This is a genomic window from Rhizobium sp. 01T437, assembly GCF_056398505.1.
The window spans coordinates 218,539-233,539 of the sequence record NZ_JBFTPM010000001.1 but is presented as its reverse complement, the minus strand read 5'-3'; the positions used below and the strand labels follow the sequence as shown (position 1 = coordinate 233,539).

The 15,001-nt window shown below is 61.7% G+C and carries 23 protein-coding genes; 10 read left to right on the top strand and 13 right to left on the bottom strand.

What is annotated here, in order from left to right; translation table 11 throughout:
- Nucleotides 1–23: 23 nt before the first annotated feature.
- Both AC1DM5_RS01280 and AC1DM5_RS01275 read right to left on the bottom strand, forming a co-directional pair.
- The gene (locus AC1DM5_RS01280) at nt 24–284 is read right to left on the bottom strand and encodes a hypothetical protein (RefSeq protein WP_477821340.1); all 261 of its coding nucleotides are present in this window, start codon (nt 282–284) and stop codon (nt 24–26) included.
- 7 nt (nt 285–291) lie between these two features.
- Nucleotides 292–492 carry a hypothetical protein gene (locus AC1DM5_RS01275; protein WP_477821339.1) on the bottom strand — a complete coding sequence of 67 codons (201 nt, stop codon included), beginning with the start codon at nt 490–492 and terminating at the stop codon, nt 292–294.
- Nucleotides 493–738: 246 nt separating this feature from the next.
- On the opposite strand from AC1DM5_RS01275, the gene AC1DM5_RS01270 reads away from it, so the two are divergent.
- The gene (locus AC1DM5_RS01270; protein WP_477821338.1) at nt 739–903 is read left to right on the top strand and encodes a hypothetical protein; all 165 of its coding nucleotides are present in this window, start codon (nt 739–741) and stop codon (nt 901–903) included.
- A gap of 29 nt (nt 904–932) precedes the next feature.
- On the opposite strand, the gene AC1DM5_RS01265 is transcribed toward AC1DM5_RS01270, so the two are convergent.
- Together AC1DM5_RS01265 and AC1DM5_RS01260 are read right to left on the bottom strand one after the other, a co-directional pair.
- Nucleotides 933–1,574, bottom strand: coding sequence for a glutathione S-transferase family protein (locus AC1DM5_RS01265; protein WP_477821337.1), 642 nt, complete (start codon nt 1,572–1,574; stop codon nt 933–935).
- Between the two features lie 123 nt (nt 1,575–1,697).
- The gene (locus AC1DM5_RS01260; protein ID WP_477821336.1) at nt 1,698–2,009 is read right to left on the bottom strand and encodes a hypothetical protein; all 312 of its coding nucleotides are present in this window, start codon (nt 2,007–2,009) and stop codon (nt 1,698–1,700) included.
- A 239-nt stretch (nt 2,010–2,248) separates the two neighbouring features.
- Between AC1DM5_RS01260 and AC1DM5_RS01255 the strand changes: the two genes are divergently transcribed.
- Nucleotides 2,249–2,629 (top strand): VOC family protein, encoded by a 381-nt coding sequence (locus AC1DM5_RS01255; protein WP_477974464.1) that lies wholly within the window; start codon nt 2,249–2,251, stop codon nt 2,627–2,629.
- 7 nt (nt 2,630–2,636) lie between these two features.
- Here AC1DM5_RS01255 and AC1DM5_RS01250 read toward each other — a convergent pair whose 3' ends face one another.
- Complete coding sequence (locus AC1DM5_RS01250) at nt 2,637–3,383, bottom strand: sulfite exporter TauE/SafE family protein (RefSeq protein ID WP_477821334.1); 747 nt, start codon at nt 3,381–3,383, stop codon at nt 2,637–2,639.
- Nucleotides 3,384–3,480: 97 nt separating this feature from the next.
- On the opposite strand from AC1DM5_RS01250, the gene AC1DM5_RS01245 reads away from it, so the two are divergent.
- Nucleotides 3,481–4,410, top strand: a complete 930-nt coding sequence (locus AC1DM5_RS01245; protein ID WP_477821379.1) for a LysR family transcriptional regulator — start codon at nt 3,481–3,483, stop codon at nt 4,408–4,410.
- Here the strand turns inward: AC1DM5_RS01245 and AC1DM5_RS01240 are convergent.
- Nucleotides 4,348–5,571, bottom strand: coding sequence for an alpha/beta hydrolase family protein (locus AC1DM5_RS01240; RefSeq protein ID WP_477821333.1), 1,224 nt, complete (start codon nt 5,569–5,571; stop codon nt 4,348–4,350). The two genes, AC1DM5_RS01245 and AC1DM5_RS01240, sit on opposite strands and share 63 nt — an antisense overlap.
- Before the next feature lie 150 nt (nt 5,572–5,721).
- Between AC1DM5_RS01240 and AC1DM5_RS01235 the strand changes: the two genes are divergently transcribed.
- From AC1DM5_RS01235 to AC1DM5_RS01220, 4 genes are all read left to right on the top strand, one after another.
- Entirely contained in the window at nt 5,722–7,275 is a 1,554-nt protein-coding gene (locus AC1DM5_RS01235; RefSeq protein ID WP_477821332.1) for an acetolactate synthase large subunit, read from the top strand.
- A 105-nt stretch (nt 7,276–7,380) separates the two neighbouring features.
- Nucleotides 7,381–8,277, top strand: a complete 897-nt coding sequence (locus tag AC1DM5_RS01230) for a helix-turn-helix domain-containing protein (RefSeq protein WP_477821331.1) — start codon at nt 7,381–7,383, stop codon at nt 8,275–8,277.
- 62 nt (nt 8,278–8,339) lie between these two features.
- Nucleotides 8,340–9,218, top strand: a complete 879-nt coding sequence (locus AC1DM5_RS01225; RefSeq protein ID WP_477821330.1) for an NmrA family NAD(P)-binding protein — start codon at nt 8,340–8,342, stop codon at nt 9,216–9,218.
- 75 nt (nt 9,219–9,293) lie between these two features.
- Nucleotides 9,294–9,443, top strand: a complete 150-nt coding sequence (locus tag AC1DM5_RS01220) for a hypothetical protein (protein ID WP_477821329.1) — start codon at nt 9,294–9,296, stop codon at nt 9,441–9,443.
- An 89-nt stretch (nt 9,444–9,532) separates the two neighbouring features.
- On the opposite strand, the gene AC1DM5_RS01215 is transcribed toward AC1DM5_RS01220, so the two are convergent.
- Nucleotides 9,533–9,829, bottom strand: coding sequence for a hypothetical protein (locus AC1DM5_RS01215; RefSeq protein WP_477821328.1), 297 nt, complete (start codon nt 9,827–9,829; stop codon nt 9,533–9,535).
- Nucleotides 9,830–9,999: 170 nt separating this feature from the next.
- Here AC1DM5_RS01215 and AC1DM5_RS01210 point away from each other — a divergent pair, with 170 nt between their 5' ends.
- Entirely contained in the window at nt 10,000–10,389 is a 390-nt protein-coding gene (locus AC1DM5_RS01210; protein ID WP_477821378.1) for a YkvA family protein, read from the top strand.
- Nucleotides 10,390–10,412: 23 nt separating this feature from the next.
- On the opposite strand, the gene AC1DM5_RS01205 is transcribed toward AC1DM5_RS01210, so the two are convergent.
- Nucleotides 10,413–11,303, bottom strand: a complete 891-nt coding sequence (locus tag AC1DM5_RS01205) for a LysR substrate-binding domain-containing protein (protein ID WP_477821327.1) — start codon at nt 11,301–11,303, stop codon at nt 10,413–10,415.
- Between the two features lie 168 nt (nt 11,304–11,471).
- On the opposite strand from AC1DM5_RS01205, the gene AC1DM5_RS01200 reads away from it, so the two are divergent.
- The gene (locus AC1DM5_RS01200) at nt 11,472–11,633 is read left to right on the top strand and encodes a YjiS-like domain-containing protein (RefSeq protein ID WP_113507662.1); all 162 of its coding nucleotides are present in this window, start codon (nt 11,472–11,474) and stop codon (nt 11,631–11,633) included.
- A 14-nt stretch (nt 11,634–11,647) separates the two neighbouring features.
- Here AC1DM5_RS01200 and AC1DM5_RS01195 read toward each other — a convergent pair whose 3' ends face one another.
- The 5 genes from AC1DM5_RS01195 to AC1DM5_RS01175 form a co-directional block, all read right to left on the bottom strand.
- Nucleotides 11,648–12,184: a 2'-5' RNA ligase family protein gene (locus AC1DM5_RS01195; protein ID WP_477821326.1), complete on the bottom strand. Its 537-nt coding sequence runs from the start codon at nt 12,182–12,184 to the stop codon at nt 11,648–11,650.
- Between the two features lie 98 nt (nt 12,185–12,282).
- Nucleotides 12,283–12,696, bottom strand: a complete 414-nt coding sequence (locus tag AC1DM5_RS01190) for a GFA family protein (RefSeq protein ID WP_477821325.1) — start codon at nt 12,694–12,696, stop codon at nt 12,283–12,285.
- Nucleotides 12,697–12,713: 17 nt separating this feature from the next.
- On the bottom strand, nt 12,714–13,211 hold the full coding sequence (locus AC1DM5_RS01185; RefSeq protein WP_477821324.1) for an SRPBCC family protein: 498 nt from the start codon (nt 13,209–13,211) through the stop codon (nt 12,714–12,716).
- A complete protein-coding gene (locus tag AC1DM5_RS01180) occupies nt 13,208–13,537 on the bottom strand; it encodes an ArsR/SmtB family transcription factor (protein WP_477821323.1) in 330 nt (109 codons plus the stop codon). The genes AC1DM5_RS01185 and AC1DM5_RS01180 overlap by 4 nt, the downstream gene beginning before the upstream one ends.
- Before the next feature lie 90 nt (nt 13,538–13,627).
- Nucleotides 13,628–13,933 (bottom strand): hypothetical protein, encoded by a 306-nt coding sequence (locus tag AC1DM5_RS01175; RefSeq protein WP_477821322.1) that lies wholly within the window; start codon nt 13,931–13,933, stop codon nt 13,628–13,630.
- A gap of 106 nt (nt 13,934–14,039) precedes the next feature.
- Between AC1DM5_RS01175 and AC1DM5_RS01170 the strand changes: the two genes are divergently transcribed.
- Nucleotides 14,040–14,960 (top strand): NmrA family NAD(P)-binding protein, encoded by a 921-nt coding sequence (locus AC1DM5_RS01170; RefSeq protein ID WP_477821321.1) that lies wholly within the window; start codon nt 14,040–14,042, stop codon nt 14,958–14,960.
- Nucleotides 14,961–15,001: the final 41 nt, after the last annotated feature.

Here is a 15,001-nt window from a genome sequence, read left to right as displayed (position 1 = left end):
GATGGTTTCAGGCGAAGCCGCGGTCAGCCTGTGAGATGCAGGCCGGCGGCAACGAAGGCGAGCCAGAGCGTTTCACTCCAATGGTTGAAGCTGCCGGCGTAGTAGCGCTGGCGCGTAAACAACGCGACCAAGATCATCAGAGCCGCATAGAGGAGCAGGCATTTCGATGCCGTCTCCGCAATGTTCGACCGTGCAAAGAGGGCGATGACCAGAGCGATATAACACTTCCAGACGAAGCGCCCGACCGTCGCCCTGGATACCGCGTCCAGCTCGATTGACTTCATCGTGCCGTCAGCCCGCGACCCAGAGGATGCAGGCAAGGCCGGCAAAGAAGACGGCAAGAACCAGAGCGAGCCTCAGAAATATCCAGAGATCGTCCGTATGATCGAACGTCACCTCGGTTCTACGCTGCTGCGCGTTCAAGGACGGATGAGACTGAGCCACATGGCGCATGCGCGCCTGCATGTAATAAGCCCACCAACGACCATACATCGCCTTTTCCTTTCGCATTGTCAGCGCGGACAAAGGATCATCCGCGTCAGGCAAAGCTATCGGCCAGGGCATATGTTTTCGATTGGAGCGGAAAGCCGCCGGCATAGGTTTTCCATAAAGGTGCGCGCGGCGTCGCGGGCTTTGATGCAATTCCTATATTCCCTGCCCCGCAGCAATATCGATTTCCTATGGGCTTTTCGGCAGACTCGCTCCTGTATCCTGTCGATGACCTCAAGGAAGAAACCCATGTTCGGCCGCAGCGGCGTAACTTACCTGGCGCGTGAACGCGAGATCATTGCCGGCCGCGCTCGAAGCGGGAAGACCTATCGGTACTTTCTGACGAGCCTGATGACCACAGGCATCCTCGTCGTCCTGCTGGCTGGCGCCATCGTCATCCGGCTGGTTGCTTGAGATGCTGTTTTCTAACCCCGGCCCCGCGCTCAGTCTGCCGCAGCAAAATGCGCCATCTGGTCCGCATAGGCTTTCTTGAAAGCCGGGCGGGCCGTGGCGCGGGCGACATAGGCGCGGCAGGCGGGATAGGCCGCGAGCCCATCGAAGCGATCGACGAGGCGCAGCACATCGGACATGAGGATATCGGCAACGGAGAAGGAGCCGGCCAGCCAATCACGTTTTGCCAGCACCGGCTCCAGGTGTTTGAGCCGGTGCTGGTGGAGAAATCCGTCAAAGAGCGTCCATCCGGGCGTGTCGTTATTGTTGCCGGAAAAGATGAACAGGGACCACGGCAGGCTCGCCATCTCCACGGAATTGAGCGCCGCAAAAACCCATTCCACCACCTCGCTGCGGCCCTGACGGTCGGCGGGCATCAGCACCTCGCTCAGCTCGGCCAGATAAAGCAGGATCGCGCCGCTCTCGAAGATCGAAGTCTCCCCGTCGGTCAGCCACGGCACCTGCCCGAAAGGCTGGTGCGAAAAATGCTCGGCATCCCGTTCATTGAACGGCACGGCTTTGACGCTGTAGGGCAAACCACCCTCCTCCAGCGCCCAGCGCACGCGGATGTCCCGCACGTAGCCGCGCGGTGCATCGGGAACCCAGTCGTAGGTCGTCAGCGTGAGGTCGGCCATTCCAAATCTCCATCCTCGCTGGTCTCACGCAAAGGACGAATGAATGGCGCATGTTCCGACAGGACCGGCTTATTTTTCCGCCGGCGGAGGGCCATCATGCGCGCGCATGATGGCCGCAAGGCATTACCGGCCGAGCCAGCGATATTCCTCGATCGACGCCTTGCCGGTCTTCTTGTCGTAAAGGCAGATCAGGTTGACGTTCTTGACCTTGCTCTTGCCCTTGCCCATTGAGCCGCGCAGCAGCACGGCGACCTTGCCTGTCGCATCGTCGAAGACAATAGGAGCGGTCGCCTCTGGCGTATCCATGCCCGACTGGCCGATGCAGGTGCCGTTCACCTTGGCGAAGAGCGCATTCCACGCGGCATCACTGGAGGCGCCGGCATAGTGAGCCGAAACCAGCATGGCGGTTGCCGCAATCGTCATTGTCTTGATCATTCTCAAACCTTCGTTGAACGGAAAGGAATCGCACATCGCGTGGGGCTAGTTTAGTGATGAGCGAGCGGGGCCAAAAGAAGGCGGTGGATGCTTCGCGTGGAGATGGTGTGCCGTGGCACAATGCCTTCACCTATCTCCCAAGGCTCTTTGTTCGTAATAGCTTTTTCACGTTGCCCGCCACCCGCCACCCTCTATTTCCAGGGGCACGCGGGACGTGCCGTAAGGGCCAGGAGATACTCGTGTTCCAGAAAATCGACTGCGTGATCCTCAGGGTCTCAGACTTGGACGAAGGCCTGGCCTTTTATTCCCATACCCTCGGCCACAAACTGCTCTGGCGCACGCGCGATGCCGCAGGCCTTGCCATGGCGGATACGGACGCCGAACTTGTGCTGCACACCAAAACCGGCCCGGAGGTGGATCTTCTCGTGCCCGAGCTTGCCCCTGCCCTTGCGCGTTTCGAGGCGGCCGGCGGAGAGCGGGTCTGCGAGCCGTTCGACCTGCCGATCGGCATGGCGGTTGTCGTGCGTGATCCCTTCGGCAATCTGCTGACCATGCTCGACCAAAGCAAGGGCACGTTCGTGACCGACGCCGAGGGCAATGTAACGGGTGTGGCGTCCTAGCCAAGGCTCAATGCGGCCCAAGGCACATTTCCGCACCGAGCAGCAGGAGGCAGATGAGAAACCAGCGGCGGAAGGTTGCCGGTGCGATCCGACCGCGCAGCACCTGTCCCGCCCACATGCCCGCTAGTGCAGGCAAGATCGCAAGCACCGAAAGCGCAAGATTGCCGCCGTCGAAGGCGCCGCGTATGCCGAGGGACGCTGCAAGCGCGATCGTGGAGACGGTGAAGGACAGGCCGAGCGCCTGCACCAGATCATCCTTCGGAAGCCCCAGCGCCTGCAGATAGGGCACGGCCGGAATGACAAAGACGCCTGTGCTACCGGTCACCAGTCCCGTCGCCGCACCGATGACAGGCGAAAGCCATGGCTCCATGGCCTCCGGCACCCGGAGTTGACGCGCAAACAGCGAATAGGCCGCATAGAGCACCAGCGTTGCACCGAGCCCCCTCGTCGTGAGGTTGGTATCGCTGCCCGTAAGCCATGACGAACCAAGCATCGTCCCCGCAATAATGGCTGTCATCATCGGCCAGAACCGCCGCAGAAGCGGACCGAAACCCGGCCCTGCAAACAGCTGCCAGATATTGGTGACGAAGGACGGCGCGAGGAGAAGGCTTGCTGCCGTCAGCGGCGAGGTCAAAACCCCCAATACGCCCATGGCGACTGTCGGAAGTCCCATGCCGGTGACACCCTTGACGATGCCGGCGGCAAAGAAGGTGGCGGTGACGGCTGACAGGAAAATGATGGAAGGATCGGACATGACGCATCGCTAGCAGCTTCCGATACCGGCACAATGCGGAAGTCCCCGAACCTGCCTTCGACTGGCCCGAAGGCACGAAATGGCCTATTGTGGCAAAATGCGTTTCGATCTGACCGACCTTCGCCTGTTCCTGGCCGTCGTCGATGCCGGCAGCATCACCCATGGGGCGGCAGACGTGGGGCTTTCGCTGGCCGCCGCGAGCGAGCGCCTGCGCGACATGGAGGCGCTCGGCGAAGTCACCCTGCTGGAACGCGGCCGGCGTGGCGTCTCCCCGACAGAGGCCGGAGAAGCACTGGCTCACCATGCCCGCGTGATCCTCGGCCAGATCAGGCAGATGCATGGCGAACTCGGCGAATATGCTCGGGGCTTGCGCTCGACGATCAGCATTCTCGCCAACACGGCAGCCATATCGGAACACCTGCCTGAAAAGCTGGCGGACTGGATGGCCACCAACCCGCAAGTGGATCTGCAACTGAAGGAACGGCAGAGCGTCGAGATTGCCCGAAGCGTGGCGGCTGGCCATGCCGAGATCGGCATCCTCTCTGCCGCGGCCGAAATGGCCGGGCTGACGGCGCGACCTTTCGCGATCGACCGGCTCGTCGTCGTTGCAAGCAACAGCCATCCTCTGGCCCTGGAGAGCAGCATTCGCTTCGCCGATCTCGTCGATGAGCATTTCATCGCCCTCGCCGGCGCCGCCCTGCAGGATCATATCGACGCGCAGGCCGGCCGCATCGGCATCCGGCTGAAGACCCGCGTGCGGCTGCGCGATTTCGAGGCCATCTGCCGGCTGGCCGGTGCTGGCGTCGGTATCGGCATCGTGCCTGATACGGCGGCCCGCGGCCAAAAGCGATCGTCCGGGATTGCCATCATCCGCCTGTCGGATGATTGGGCGACACGGCAGCTGGTGGCCTGCACGGCGCAAGGGGCGGAACTGCCCGTCCATGCCCGCAGCCTTCTGGACCACCTAGCTGCTGCCCGGCCCGAATTGCGCGTCGAGCCAGTCCAGGACCCGCCTGTTGAGCAGTGACCGGTTCTTCATCTCGCAATGGCCATCCGCGCCCTCCGCGGCGGTGAACCGCATCAAGGTCTTCGGGCAGCGCAGCGCATCGAAGAAAAAGCCGGCATCGGCGGCAAGCCCGTCATTCTCTGCCTGGGTGATCAATGTGGGGCATTGAATGCGCTCCGCATGTCCCCGCATGGTGAATAGCTCGGCCGAGGCGAGGAAGCCTCTGAGATTGTCCACCCCATGCACCCAGAAGCCGCGTTGCACCACCTTCCAGTTCAGCACCGGATTGCTGCGGATGAAGGCGTCCATCGTATCGATCAATGTCTGGTCGAGAGCACCGAGATCAGCCACCGCTTCCGCAGGCACGCCGAATTTTTGGATGATGACCCTGCGAAAGCCATCGGCAATGCTCCAGGTGCCGGGATCGGCGATCAGCGCGGCAACGCGCGGCTCGTCCGCCGCCCCGCGCGGCGCCAGAAGCCCGCCGAGGCTCCAGCCGCTGAGCGCGATACGATCGGGGTCGACGAGCGGATAGTTCACCGCAAAATCCACCACCGCCCTGATGACCACATCCCAGTCCGGCCGCAGCGGAATGCCGTGCTCGTAGAGCATGGCGCCCTGGCCAGGGCCGTCGAAGAGCAGGCTATGATAGCCGCGCCGCGAGGCTGCGACGGCGCAGGCGAAATAAGTGTCTGTGATGGTGCAGTCATAGCCGTTATTGAAGATGATGAGCGGCCGCATCTCATGCTCGAGACCCTGAGCCGGAATGAAATATCCAGGCATCGGCGTCTCACTAAGCGGAATGGAAAGCCGCTCGATCGTCGGCGCCGAGAGCGCAAGCCCCATCTCCAGCGCATCCGTCTGCTTGCGGAAGGCGGCAAGCAGACGCGGGTCGACAGGCGCACCGTAGAGCGGATGATAGGAGGCGGCGTAGAAGACGCTTGCCCGCAGATAAAGCTCGCGCGCGCTGACCTTATGCCCCGCGGAAAGCGCTGCCTCGGCTTCGCCTTTCAGCCGGTCGCCAGCCGAAACCCACGCCTCGTAGAAAGCACCGTGATCGCCATCGCCGACGGCTTCCGCTACGGCCCGGATCTCGCCGAAATCCGCCCCGCCATAGGGAATATAGGCAATCGGCCAGCTGCCGAAATCCTCATGCAACTCGTTCCTGAACAGCATGCTCATCGCCAATTTCCCCAATGGCTGCCGCCGCCGCGATGAGTATAAGGGCGGCTTGAAGCCCCATCACAAAAGCTCGCGCCGACCGGATGCAATATTCAAGGTTGTTCTTATATTCTTCCCGTGCAAGGCTGTTGTAAACAGGAGGAAACGGCCATGAATGGTGCAGACAGCCTGTGTGATACGCTGCTGGCAAACGATGTCAGGGTGTGCTTTGCCAATCCCGGCACATCGGAAATGCATTTTGTGGCGGCGCTCGACCGCAAGCCCGAGATGCGCTGTGTTCTCGGCCTCTCCGAGGGCGTCGTCACCGGAGCGGCCGATGGTTATGCGCGCATGACCGACCGACCGGCCGCGACCTTGCTCCACACCGGACCGGGGCTGGCGAACGGCCTTGCCAATCTCCACAATGCCCGCCGGGCAAGAGTTCCCGTCATCAACATCGTCGGCGACCACGCCTCCTATCATCTTGCCCTCGATGCGCCGCTGACATCCGATATCGAAAGCCTCGCCGCGCCGATGTCGAACTGGGTGCGTCGCATCAGCGGCCCCGAGGATGTGGCAGACGCGACGGAGGCTGCCTTCCGTGCCTCATTGTCACCTCCTGGTGTGGCAACGCTCATCCTGCCGGCAGATGCCGCCTGGGGCCATGTCGAAACGGATCAGCCGGTCAGGCTGTCCCCGCCGGTACCATCGGCCGTGAACATGGACGTCGTGCGCCAGGTTGCCGCCGCCATCAGAGATACGCCCGGCGAGGCCGGAATCCTCGTCAGTGGTGTGGCTGCCCGTGCCGACTGCCTGGAGATTGCGGGCGCAATTGCGGCCGCCAAGGATGTGCGTCTCTTCAGTGAGATGCAGCTGCCCAGGGTGGAGCGTGGCCGCGGCCGTGTCGCCCTGACCCGCATCCCTTATCCGATCGACGCCGCCCTTGATCTGCTGGCCGATATCGATGTGCTGATATTGGCAGGCGCGCCAGAGCCTGTCGCCTTCTTTGCCTATCCGGGCAAGCCTGGACGGCTGGTGCGCAAAGGCTGCAAGGTTCTGACCCTTGCAAGGCATGGCGAAGATCTGAAAGGTGCGCTGGAAGCACTCAGGGATGAACTCGGCGTCAGGCAGTCACTACCTCCGTCGCGACCATCAGGACTTTCCGACGATATCGTTCCGTTCGGGCATCTGACCGAAGATGCGATCGCCGTGATGGTGGCGGCAAGACTTCCCGACAATGCCATCATCTGCGACGAGGGGGTCACCTCCGCCCGCCGCTTCTTCGAACTTTCGGCCGGCTCGGCGCCACACGACTACCTGATGAACACCGGCGGCTCGATCGGCTGCGGTATCCCGCTTGCGACGGGTGCGGCGGTCGCCTGCCCCGACCGCAAGGTCATCAATCTGCAGGCGGATGGCAGTGGCATGTATACGGTGCAGGGCCTGTGGACGCAGGCGCGGGAAAATCTCGATGTGATCACGATCATCTTCGCCAACCGCGCCTATGCCGTGCTGCATGCCGAGATGCGCAATGTCGGCGTCGACGGCATCGGTGAGAACGCCCGGCGGATGATGAACCTCGATCACCCGGCCTGGGACTGGGTGTTGGTCGCCAAGGGCATGGGCGTCGATGCCGCCGGTGCGCATAGCTGCGAGCAATTTGCCGATCTCTTCGAAAGCGCGCTCAGGCGCCGCGGACCGTTTCTCATCGAGGCGATCATCTGAGCTTTCAGGCATGGCCGGTTGGCAAGGCGGCGATTGAGACGTAGCATCCGGCCCAAAGCAGAAAGCCCCAAGCTAAAAGCCCCAAGCTAAAAACAAAGACAGATCATGACAGCTTCATCCCTGCAGACCTCACCGCAGATTCTGCTGACCAGCGCCGGACGGGCGTGGAGCGGGCTGGCCGCCGACTTCCTGCATATTCCGCGCGGCATCTCCCGTGTTCCGGGTGGTGACATGCATCGTCTGGGCATCCACTACGGTCCGCCCGTCAATGCCGATTGCCACTGCGGCGGCCGGCGCATGCGGCGCGTGCAGAAGCCGGGCGATATCGATGTCATCCCGGCCGGCCTCGATGGGTCCTGGGAGGATGATGCCGATTGCCGGATCCTGCGTGTAAGTCTCGATCCCTCGCGGCTGGAACAGGTCGCCGAAGATCTCGGGCGGGATGCCGGCAAGATCGAGCTGCAGCCGCGATTTCAGCTGCGTGACGCCGGCATCGAGGCGATCTGCCGGGCGATCAAGGCGGATCTGGAAGCCGATACACCCTCCGACCCTCTCTATATCGATCTTCTCGCCAACGCGCTCGCAATCCGGCTGATCGAGACGTCGAGCGACGCCGCGCCCCGGCCCGAGATCAACGGCGAACCGAAACTCTCGGCCCGGCAATTGCGGATGCTGACGGAATTCGTCGAGACCCATCTGGACCGGAAGCTGCATCTGGCGGACCTTGCGGTCGTCGCTGGTGTCAGCGTCACACGGCTGAAGAGCCTGTTTCGCAATAGCACCGGCGTTTCCGTGCACCAATATGTCATCCGCCGCCGCGTCGAATATGCCCGCGCCCTGATGACGACGACGGATATGGCCGCAAGCGAAATTGCGCTTGCCGCGGGCTTTGCCCATCAGAGCCATATGGCAACGACCATGCGCCGGCTCACGGGCCAGACACCCGGCGAGATCCTGCGCGAAGTCGGCGAATTTCGCCCGAAATTGCAAAGACCGGCCTGAATTTGTGCGACGCCTTCGGTGCGGCTCTCTAGTCCTTGCGCATCATCAGCAAGGAGAAACACATGATTGCAATCCTCGGAGCCGCCGGAAAGATCGGCTATTCGACCGCCAAGGCGCTGCGCGAGGCAGGTGTGCCCGTGCGCGCTATCCTGCGCGATCCGGCAAAGGCTGACCGCCTTGCCGCCGTCGGCTGCGATGTCGCATTTGCCGATCTGCAGGACGCCAAGGCGCTTGCCGGAGCGATATCAGGTACGGACAGCGTCCAGGTCATCCTGCCGGCAGACCCGCGGGCAGAAGATATAAAAGGCGACATGCGCCGCTCGATCGAAAGCATTGCCGAGGCATTGGAAGAGGCGCGGCCCGCCCTCGTGCTTGCCATTTCCGACTATGGCGCCCATCTCGGCGAAGGCTTCGCCATGCCGAGCATGTTCCACATATTCGAACAGCGCCTTCGCCAACTGGATATGCGCCGGATATTCCTGCGGTCAGCCGAGCATATGGAAGGCTGGGGTCGCGTCGCGCCGGCGGCAATCGCAACCGGCATTCTGCCGAGCTTTCATGATCCGGTCGAAAAGCGGATCCCCAACGTCTCGGCGCAGGATGTCGGCCTGATTGCCGCCGATCTCCTGCTTCGCCCCGACATCGACACGCACGAGCAGATCGTTCACGCGGAAGGCCCGCGCCGCTATAGCGCGAGCGACGTGGCTGCAGCGCTGAGCCAGTTGCTGGGCCGCACGATTACTGCTCAAGCCCTGCCCCGCTCGCAATGGCGGGAAAGCCTGGGCCGGGTGATGAGCGCCAGCGCTGCCGATCTTCTAGCCGAACTCTACGACGTGCATAGCAGGGGTGGCCTCATCGACGTCGAGCCGAATGCACGCGATGTCCGCAAAGGCCCCACTGAGCTGATCGACGCGCTCAGGCCTATTGTCGCTGCACGGTGACTTAGAGAGATCGTCCTCGTAAGCCGGAACCGGATGAGGCTGAGGGGGATTTACCCCTCAGAATAGGAGGTTCCGATGATCCGAAAACTGAAGTCAGGCGAATATCGTCTCTATTCCCGCAAACCCGATGCGAAGACGCACAAACGCAGGAACCTGGGTACCTTCAAGACCCGGGATGCGGCTGAGAAGCATGAGCGCGAGGTGCAATACTTCAAGCATCACTAGATGCAATTCCAGCAAAGTGTACAGGCAGCAATAGCGCCGTCGTTGTCACCCAACTGCTCAGATTGTGCTGCGGGAAGATGGGCCTCGCCTCAGTGGCCCACCGTCCCTTTCGGATTGTCCCGATAAGGGTCGCTGCGATTGGGGTCGCTATAATAAGTCCGATAGCCACCGCTCGAATAGGTCTCCCGGTAGCTGCCATTGAGCTGCTGATGCGTCTGGGAGTAGAGATCTCCGTTTCGATAAGTATTGTAGCCGCCGCCGAGATTTTGCTCTCGGATATAGGTATTGCCTGAACTGTCAGTGGAGCACGGAGCCGAAACCAGCTCGCAGGAAGCAGACGCATTCCCGGCGGCCAGCAAGAAAAACCCAAACAAAACCGCCTTCATGCAAACTCCCTTTTCGCGAAAATCAGCGTCGCGTATGAGTGCAATGTAACTGAGTGACGAAAAAGAACAAACAGAAAACATTTGGGCTCGGCTCTCACTCAATAGATCAAATGTTAAACCACGCCTGCAACGATCCGGACCGAATGCTCAAACGGACAGGCAGCGCAACAATGGGCGAATGGCTGACGGCGGCGAAACAATGGGCGCGAAGCGTGAAACGCGATGTGGTCGCGCTCTGGATTGCGGCGCGCGACGGTCGCACGCCTGTGGTGGCCAAGATTGTCGCCGGCGCGGTTGCTGCCTATGCGCTTTCCCCAGTCGATCTCATCCCGGACTTCGTGCCGGTGCTCGGCTATCTCGATGATCTCATCATCGTCCCGCTGGGCATCCTCATCGCCATCCGCCTCATTCCAGCGCCCCTGATGTCGGAATTCAGGGACATGGCCATCGAGCGGGCGCAGCGCCCGGTCAGCCGTGCAGGCCTTGTGGCGATCGTGATCATCTGGTTGCTCGCAGCCGCCCTCTGCATCTGGCTTGCGCGGGATCTGTTTCGTCGCTGAAGCGAAAGCGAGTTTTCGCCGGGCTATTCCCGCACGAAGGCGCTACGCAGCCAGTCGAGGAAATGATCAGCCGCCGGCGAGAGCGCCCGGCCCGGTTTCATGATCGCCACAAAGCCGTCCTCGTAGGTCAGGAATTCCGACCGCTCCACGAGCCTCCCGCTCTTCAGCTCCTTCAGCGCAAAGCGCCGCTCGACCAGCGCTACCCCAAGCCCGGTGACGGCAGCGCTCACGCAGAGATGCATATGCGGAAAATAAAGCTCCGACTGTGCCGAGATCCTATGCCCGGTCGCCGCCTGCCAGCTCGTCCACTGCTCACTCAGGTGGTCAGGCGAGATGCGCGTCGGGAAGCTGAAGTCATCGCCGTCCGTGTTGAACGAATAATCCGGCGCGGAGACCAGGCCGAAGGAGACGGAAGCGAGCGGCACGAACTCGTCCTTCACCTGCGGCCGCGACAGGCGGTCCCAGCTCAGTGTGAAATCCACGCCATCCCTCGCCCGGTTCGTACCGCCGTCGCGCGCGCTCGATGACAGGGAAAGCTGCACGCGGCAGTTCGGATAAAGACTGTAAAATTCCGCCAGCCGCGGCACGAGCCAGACCATGGCGAAGGTGGCGCTGCAGGCGATATGCACGCTCGCCTCGTTCCGGCTCGCCTTCAGTTCCTGATAGCGCTCCTCCAGAAGATCGAAAGCCCGCGACACCGTGGTGAAGAAGGCAGCCCCATCCTCATTCAGCCGGAGGCCCGTGCCTGACTTCTCGAACACGGGAAGCCCAAGCTGCTCCTGCAGAAGCTGCAACTGCTTGGAGACAGCCCCATGCGTGCGCCCCAGTTCATCGGCTGCCCGTGTCACCGAGCCGAGACGTGCGGTGGCCTCGAAGGCCCTGAGATAGGAGAGTGGCGGCAGATTGCGGGCCATGGCTTTCTCTTATGTGAGTTCTTCTAACGGATGCCGTCAAGATAACGCGCTTTTCCAGTTTCTGAGACTGCCATAAAATCATGACATTCAAGCAAACAAGCGGAAATTTCTGCTTAAATCTCCGTTCACAATAGGTGAGCTTTGCCAACAGAGAAAGGAAATTTCATCATGCACATGACAGACACGCTCCGCCTGTGGCTGGAACGCTGGAGCGAGCGCCGCCTCTTCGCACGCGAGCTGGATACCCTGCCGGACGAAACGCTCCGGGATTTCGGCATGACGCGGGATGCCGCTTACGAAGAGAGCCACCGGCCGTTTTGGCGCGCCTAAGCCACCGAATAGGTTCAGCCCGGCAACTGCCGATGCCACAACAGTTCGACCGGATGGAAGTGCACGAGTGAAATCCGGTGCAGGCTTGCGGCCACCGGTTGCCACAGGTCCATCGCGCCGCTGATTGCCGCCCCGGCCTCCTCGGGGCTCAGCTGCTCACCGAGCGTGACATGCGGCACCCAGTTTCCCGGCAGATAATGCGGCCAGCACGCCACCCCTGCCGAGGCGGCTGCCGTGTGAAAGTCCCGATGCAGGGCAAGCAGCTCCGCGGAGACAACGGGTGCTGCAAACAGGACCGAGGCCGGTCCGGGAAAAAGACCGATACTCGAAAGTTTGATGCTGGGAGCGCTCATGTCCGCGCTGAACCGGTCGAGCGCCCTTGCGAGAGGCTCGGGGTCGAGCCCGTCATAGACGGCGAGCGATATGTGCGGCTCAACCTTCACACGGCGAGGAGTGACGGCATTGGGCGAAATACGCTCCACATGCTCGATGATCGGCTGAAGCTCTACGGCACCGTAGGGGTCGAGTTCCATAAAAACGGCAAAAGGCAAGACATCACCTGCTGTGTTTGCAGCACTATGTCAGGCGAAGCCGAGAGCAACAATCCCTGTTCCGGCGCATCCTCGACGCGAAGTCAGGACGCCGGCTTTCACGCCGGCGGCATCCTCTCGAATTTCGGCACGGCCGGGTCGAGGTGGTCCCAAGCATATCCGGCCGCGGTCCAGGACACCAGTTGCGGCTGATAGCGGCTTGGGTCGTCGAGGCTTGCCGGCGTGACGATGAAGACCTCGGGCATGTCGGGAAACGTCATGTAGACGGCTGAACCGCATGTCGGGCAGAAGCCGCGCTGCTTGACGGTCCCGCCTTCGCCGACAGTCTGCCACAGGGATGCCTCTCCCTCGACCTTCACCTCCACTGCCACGAAAGTCAGATGCGATTGATGTCCAGTGCCGCTGGAGCGCTGACACTGCCGGCACTGACAATCGACCATGACGGCCGGCTCGCCTGATATCTCGTAACGGATCGCGCCACAGGCGCAGCTACCGGTATAGGACTTGGTCATCTCGTTCTCCTCTTGATTCAATGCCGTGTCTGCGAAGACGCCTCTTCGGCGACGACAGCGTCGAGCCGCTCGACGACCTTCTTCCAGCCCTCGCTCATGTTGCGATAGGCGATGTCATTCCTCGGAAGCACGAAGCCGGAATGGATGAGGCGCAGGCGTGTGCCTGTATCGGTCCTGGCGAGGGTGAAGGTGACGACCGTCGCCAGTTTCGAGCCATAACCGTCAGCATTGCTCTCATGGCCGCCCTTCCACGCATAGGACAGCCGCTCGTTCGGCACGACCTCGAGCACCTCGCAATGGATGGTGCCATCCCATTCGCCGGCCGGTTTGGTCTGAAAGGTGAAACACTTGCCGGCGACAGGCGCAAATCCATCAGGCGGCATCAACCAGCGGCCGATCAGCTCACCGCTGGTCAGCGCCTTCCAGATGATGTCAGGCGCATGCGGGAAGACTTCGTCGACCACGATGGCCTGCGTGTCGGAGGTGTGCCTGTCGCGATTCATGGCTTGGTTCATGGGTCGATTTCCTTCAAGAGCTTTCTGAGATCGGTGAAGCGTTCACGCCAGAAGGTGCCGTAATGGCCCATCCAGTCGGCCAGCGGCTCCAGACCGTTGGGCTCGGCGCGGTAATAGACATTGCGTCCCTCCGGGCGCTCGCTGACGAGGCCGGCCTGTTTCAGGGACTTGAGATGCTGCGAGATGGCGCCCTGCGTGACATTGCTGCCGCGGGTCAACTCGACCACGGTGATCTCTTTGGAATTGACGATGCGCTCGAACACGGCCCGCCGCGTGGGATCGGCAAGGGCACGCATGACAGCGGTTATGGTTTCGGCTTCGATCATGGAAAATCAAATAGCCTACGCTAATCAATTAGTCAACACTATTGAATTTGATCGCACATCGAAAACGGGTGATGCAACCCGCGTGACGCCTTACGATCTGGTATCGGTGAAATCGTCCTGCTCGGTTCGGGTGCGGCCCGCCGCATCGAGCGCCTGCACATTGGCGGCAGCAAAAATCTCGCTCACCAGCGCGATCAGCAGCGTAACGATGACCAGCGCGCCGATGCGCAAAGCAAGCGGCGAGGGTTTTTCTTCCTCGGCAGCATGGCTGACGCTGGCAAAAGCTCCCGGTGCGGGCGCAGCGAAAACAACATGCCGAGCGCATGGACGGCGATCAGAAGGATCGCCAGGCCGAGGCTGCGGAAAGCGACGGGACGCCCGAAGGCGTTTCTCCAAGATTGCCCATGCTCCCTGTCCTCTTAGGAGCTAACCGCCGCGGATTTTACCACCTTTCATGATTGCAGCCGCGGCGCGCCCTCACCCGTGTTGCTCGGCGGTGTCGGTGACGGAACCTCAGGCCGGTGTGCGCAGTTATGCATGTGAGCGTCTGCGAGGTTTCACCATGTATGTCGTGCTCGGCGCATCCGGACACATAGGCTCTGCCGTCATCGACGCCTTGCAGGCGTCGGGCGAGAAAATCATTGCCGTCGTTCACAGCGCGCAAAAGGCTGCCGCAATCAAGCAAGACGGCGTTGAGCCCGTCATTGCCGATGTGGCCGACACCGGGCAGCTTCGTTCCATTCTGCAAAAAGGGCGCCGAGCCTTTCTGCTGAACCCGCCGGCCGATATCAAAGGCGACACGAACGCTGAGGAGTTGAAGACCGCCAGGAGCATTGCCGCGGCACTCGAAGGATCCGGGCTCGAGAAGCTGGTCGTGGCCTCGACCTACGGAGCGCTTGATGGCGCCGGCATCGGCGATCTCTCGGTGCTGTACGAATTCGAACGCCTCGTGAAGGCAAGCGGTATTCCGGCCGCCATCAACCGCGGCGCATATTACTTCACCAATCTCGACATGCTTCTGCAGCCCGCGAAAGAGACCGGACGTCTGGCGACGCCCTTCCCCGAGGACATGAAGATGCCCATGGTTTCGCCAAGGGATCTCGGAGAAGCCGCCGCCGCGCGCCTCAAGAGCCCGATCGGCGACATCGGGATAGACCATATTGAAGGTCCGGAGCGCCATTCCTTTGCAGATGTCGCCAAGGCGTTTTCATCGCGCCTCGGCCGCCCCGTTACGGCGGAGACGATCCCCCGCGAAAAATTCGAGGAATACTATCTCGGGCTCGGCTTCTCATGGGCTGCCGCCCGTTGTTATGCGAAGATGACCGAAGTCACCATCGACACCGGCTTTGAAATGCCCGCCCGTCGCCATTGGGGCAAGATAACGCTCGATGAGCATCTTGAAGCAGTGCAGACAAAGCCTTGACGGAGCGCCCCGCAGATACACGGCGATACAAAAAGCCCCCT